The following is a 4,277-nucleotide window of genomic DNA, read 5'->3' on the forward strand; positions in this document are numbered from 1 at the left end:
TTAGAAATCTACACCCTCAATGGTAAAAAAAGACAAAGAAAATATACACCCAAAGCAGATAAACAGTTACCTTCTGTGTCAGAAAAACTGTTTTTTGTACTGTACTACCTCAAAAACAATCCCACACAGGAGAGTTTAGCCTTTACTTTTGATATGTCGCAGGATATGTGTAACAAATGGATTCACGTTTTATGTCCTTTGTTAAATAAAGCGTTAAAAACCTATCAGGCAGAGGAGCATTATCAAAAAGTGAGTGATAAAATAGCAGAGAATGAAACGGTTATGATGGACGTAGAGGGAAGTACAAAGAGACAAGTATGAACAAAATGAGTTTTACAGTGGCAAAAAGAAAACACATACTGTAAAAAACCTATTGATAGTCAGCATGATAGGTTTAGTTTTGTTTTGTTCTTGTACAGAACGGGGCAGGATACATGACAAGGTTCTGGCGGAGAGAATAGAACTTCGTAAATCCATAACCTGTATAGCCGATTTAGGGTTTTATGGTCTGAACAAAGCGTATACGAGCCTCATTTTACCACACAAAAAGCCCAAAAGAAAGCCTTTAAGTGAAAATCAACTTCTCAACAGAAAACGGGTAACTATAGAACATGTCATCGGTAAAATTAAAGTGTTAAGAATAGTCAAAGACAAAATCAGAAACTACAAAAAAGATTTTAAGCATTTAGTCATGAAACTCGGTGTTCAGCTACATAACTTTAAGTTAATCAATTCTTTATCTTTCTGTTCATAAAGTCTATTGTAAATTTGACTTTAGTTGTTATATTTGCAAGTATTCTCAAAAGTTCTATGCTTTACGAAGAAACCATAAAGAAGCTATCGTCTAAAATAGAGAACTTGATTGAGGTGGCTAATAGGTTATCTGCGGAGAATAAACAACTTAAATCTCAAATAACCGAAGCGAATATCCAGCATTTACAAAAAGACGCTGAAATTCAAGAACTAAAAGAAAGAATTAGTCAATTGGAAAATCTTCTCTTAATTAAAGAAAGCGAATTTGAACAGTATAAGGTTGAAGTCTCTATCCAAAAACGTGAAAGTGAAGTGATGTTACAAGAACAAGCGCAGGAAACTGCAAAAATTTTGGACTCTTTACTTAATGGAGTAGATGACTGTATTCGCAAAATTAGCTAAAAATGCCTCAATCTTCTGAAACCAAATCTATTGAAATAACTATACTAGGCCGCAGCTATCCTATAATCATTTCGCCCGAAGATCAAGACTTGATTTTAGCCGCAGGTGCTCTAGTAGAACGAAAAATGCGCCAAATCATAGACAAATTCTCTTTAAGAGATGCTCTAGACGCCCCTGTAATGACAGCACTTCAATATGCTGTCATCTCTCTGATATATAAACAAGAACTAGAACAAGCTAAATCTATTTATCCCGACTTAGAAGCACTACTGAACAAAATAGAACAAGAAATTAGCCGAATTAACAACGAGCAGCCAACAGAAAGCACCTATTCAAAGTAAATTTAAGATTAAAATCTGTCCATGCTTTTTAAGTTTTGACTTAACTTACAGGCTATATGACTAAAAATTTCTTTTCTGAAGACCTGCTAGCTACTGTCCGAAATGTTCTTAAACAAGAGCCCCACAAATGGCTTAATGTAAAACAAGTTTCCGCCAGACTTCCCAAGGATCTCAATCTTTCTATTACAGAAGTAGAAAGCATACTAGATGAATTAGTAAATCAAGAGCTTGCATCTTTTCAAGATTTTAAGTATCAATACCTTGAAAGTGATGAATTCGAAGGGATATTCTTATCTACTAAAAGTGGATTAGCTTTTGTCAAGCATCCTGAGTTAGACATAGAGGTAATGATAGAAGAAAGGCACCAATCCACAGCTTTGTATGGAGATACTGTGCGAGTACGCCTACTGCCATATAAAGAAGGGCGTAGGCAACAAGGTAAAGTTTTAGCAATTGTCAAAAGAGCAAAAACTCAATTTTTAGGTTATTACTTTGAAGATGATGGAGATAGTTTTGTAATGCCTGCTGATAGAAATTTAGATATTGTTTTTTACATACCTGATCTTGAAAGACATTCAGTAGAACCAGGCTATAAAGTAATCGTAGAACTATTACAATGGCAAAACCGAAAAAAGAACCCAACAGGTAAAATTATAAAGGTATTGGGAAAACCCGGCACTCACCATACAGAAATGCACGCTATTTTAGCCGAATTCGGCTTTGAAACAGAATTTCCTCCCGAAGTAGAAGCAGAAGCTAACACCCTTCCAAAAGAAATTCCTTTTGAAGAAATTGAAAAACGCAAAGATTTAAGAAACTTGCTTACTTTTACTATTGACCCCTTCGATGCAAAAGATTTTGATGACGCATTATCTTTTCAAAAATTAGAAAACGGACACTTTGAAGTAGGCGTACATATTGCAGATGTGAGTTATTACGTCAAACCTAACACTTTGCTTGACCAGGAAGCTTACAAAAGAGGTACGTCGGTATATTTAGTAGATAGAACTGTACCTATGCTGCCCGAAGCATTGTCTAATTTTTTGTGTTCGCTTCGCCCGTATGAAGATAAACTCACTTTTTCTATACTTTTTGAAATGGATATACACGGAAATATTTACCACCAGTGGATAGGTAAAACAATCATTCGTTCCCAGCGCCGTTTTACGTATGAAGAAGCTCAAGAAATTATAGAAAATCCGTCAGGAGATTATGCTGAACCTTTAACTATTCTAAACAAAATTGCTAAGAGCTTAGCTACTCAACGCTATCAAAATGGCTCTATTACTTTTGAAACTGATGAAGTCAAATTCAAATTAGATGAAAACTATAAGCCGATTGAAGTCTATAAAAAAGAAAGAAAAGATGCTCACAAGTTAATAGAAGAATTCATGTTATTGGCAAATAGAAAAGTTACAGAGTTCGTTTATCATCAAAGAGAAAAGCCGAGAAATACTTTTGTGTATCGTGTACACGATGCGCCTGACCCGCAGAAAGTAGAAGAATTGAGCAATTTTGTGCGATTATTTGGTTTCAGTCAATTACATGACGAATATAAAAAGCGCCGATTTTTTAATTTGTCTTCAAAATCGCTTCAAAATTTAATGGAAGCCGTAGAGAATTCCCCTGCACGAGATATTATCCGCAGCTATGCAGTGAAGTGCATGGCAAAAGCCAGATACACCACTGAAAATGTAGGACATTATGGATTAGCTTTTCCGCTGTATACTCATTTTACTAGTCCCATTCGTCGCTATCCTGATATAATGGTACATAGATTATTAGAAAAGTATTTAGACAATCAACCCAGTCCTAACGAGGAAATGTTAGAAAAGCAGTGTCAGCATTGTTCGGCTATGGAGAGAAAAGCAGCAGAAGCAGAAAGGGCTTCCATTCGCTACAAGCAAGCTGAATATTTAGCTGAACACATAGGTAGTTTGCATGAAGGAATTATATCAGGACTTACAGAATGGGGTATTTATGTAGAAATTCAAGCTATGCGTTGCGAAGGAATGATTAGCTTGCGAGACATGTATGACGACATATACGAATATAATGAAAAACTCTTTGCTGTAGTAGGTCAAAGGACAGGGCGAAAATTTAGATTTGGAGATACTATTCAGGTAATTGTTAAGCGAGTAAATTTATTAGACCGCACTATTGATTTTGAGTGGTACAATCCAAGTACTGCCAAAAAGAGAAACTAAATATTAGTACTCCTACTTTTCACAAGACAAGAGTGATTTTGATTTTTCTGCGTCAGTTATTGCGTCATTTTTTGATGAATTTGGGATAGTAGGGACCATCAAAAGTAGCAAGCCTCCGTACAAGTTAGCCAGGTTGGTCATTACCAAAAAACAGCTGGTTTTTATGTTTTCAATCCTAAAACGATGAATCTGCAAAGGATGAGAGAATATACTGTAAATAAATTTAAGAAAAAAGAGCGGTAGTATTTTGCAGATGTGTTGATTGAAAAAGTTTAAGTTTATGTTTTATTTTTTATTTTTTGGGCGTGCCCTTGTGGGCAAAAGCCCACAAGGTCGGCGTGCTACGGGCTACGCTTTCGCTTCGGTGCTTCGCTTCGCTGCGCACCGTGCTAACGCACGCCCTTCGCATGCCTCACGCAAAAAAATCAGCGCTTACCTAAAAACGCTGATACAAATCAAAAAATGTGGCAGATTATAACATTAGGCATTTACAGTATAGTGTTAATATCAAACAGTTCTCTTAAATCTAAACCTAATACTTGGCTGTAACTGTTTTCTTTTGAAGACAAATGTA

4 protein-coding genes and 1 pseudogene are annotated in these 4,277 nt (G+C 35.8%); all 5 read left to right on the forward strand.

All coding sequences use genetic code 11. The features are described 5' to 3' along the window. Positions 1-321: transposase family protein (locus tag NZ519_12640; GenBank protein MCS7029602.1), on the forward strand; the 321-nt coding region annotated here is incomplete at its 5' end. 13 nt (positions 322-334) lie between these two features. After that, positions 335-754: pseudogene (locus tag NZ519_12645) on the forward strand (transposase family protein). Between the two features lie 14 nt (positions 755-768). After that, positions 769-1,155, forward strand: a complete 387-nt coding sequence (locus NZ519_12650; protein MCS7029603.1) for a hypothetical protein — start codon at positions 769-771, stop codon at positions 1,153-1,155. 2 nt (positions 1,156-1,157) lie between these two features. Beyond that, complete coding sequence (locus NZ519_12655; GenBank protein MCS7029604.1) at positions 1,158-1,496, forward strand: cell division protein ZapA; 339 nt, start codon at positions 1,158-1,160, stop codon at positions 1,494-1,496. Positions 1,497-1,552: 56 nt separating this feature from the next. After that, positions 1,553-3,703 (forward strand): ribonuclease R, encoded by a 2,151-nt coding sequence (rnr, locus tag NZ519_12660; GenBank protein ID MCS7029605.1) that lies wholly within the window; start codon positions 1,553-1,555, stop codon positions 3,701-3,703. The last annotated feature ends 574 nt before the right edge of the window (positions 3,704-4,277 follow it).

The organism is Bacteroidia bacterium (genome assembly GCA_025056095.1).
Classification (GTDB): domain Bacteria; phylum Bacteroidota; class Bacteroidia; order JANWVE01; family JANWVE01; genus JANWVE01.

Bases quoted from the DNA above. Each gene is read 5' to 3' on its own strand.
- NZ519_12655 (MCS7029604.1), top strand. From the start codon at position 1,158: ATGCCTCAATCTTCTGAAACCAAATCTATTGAAATAACTATACTAGGC.
- rnr (MCS7029605.1), top strand. From the start codon at position 1,553: ATGACTAAAAATTTCTTTTCTGAAGACCTGCTAGCTACTGTCCGAAAT.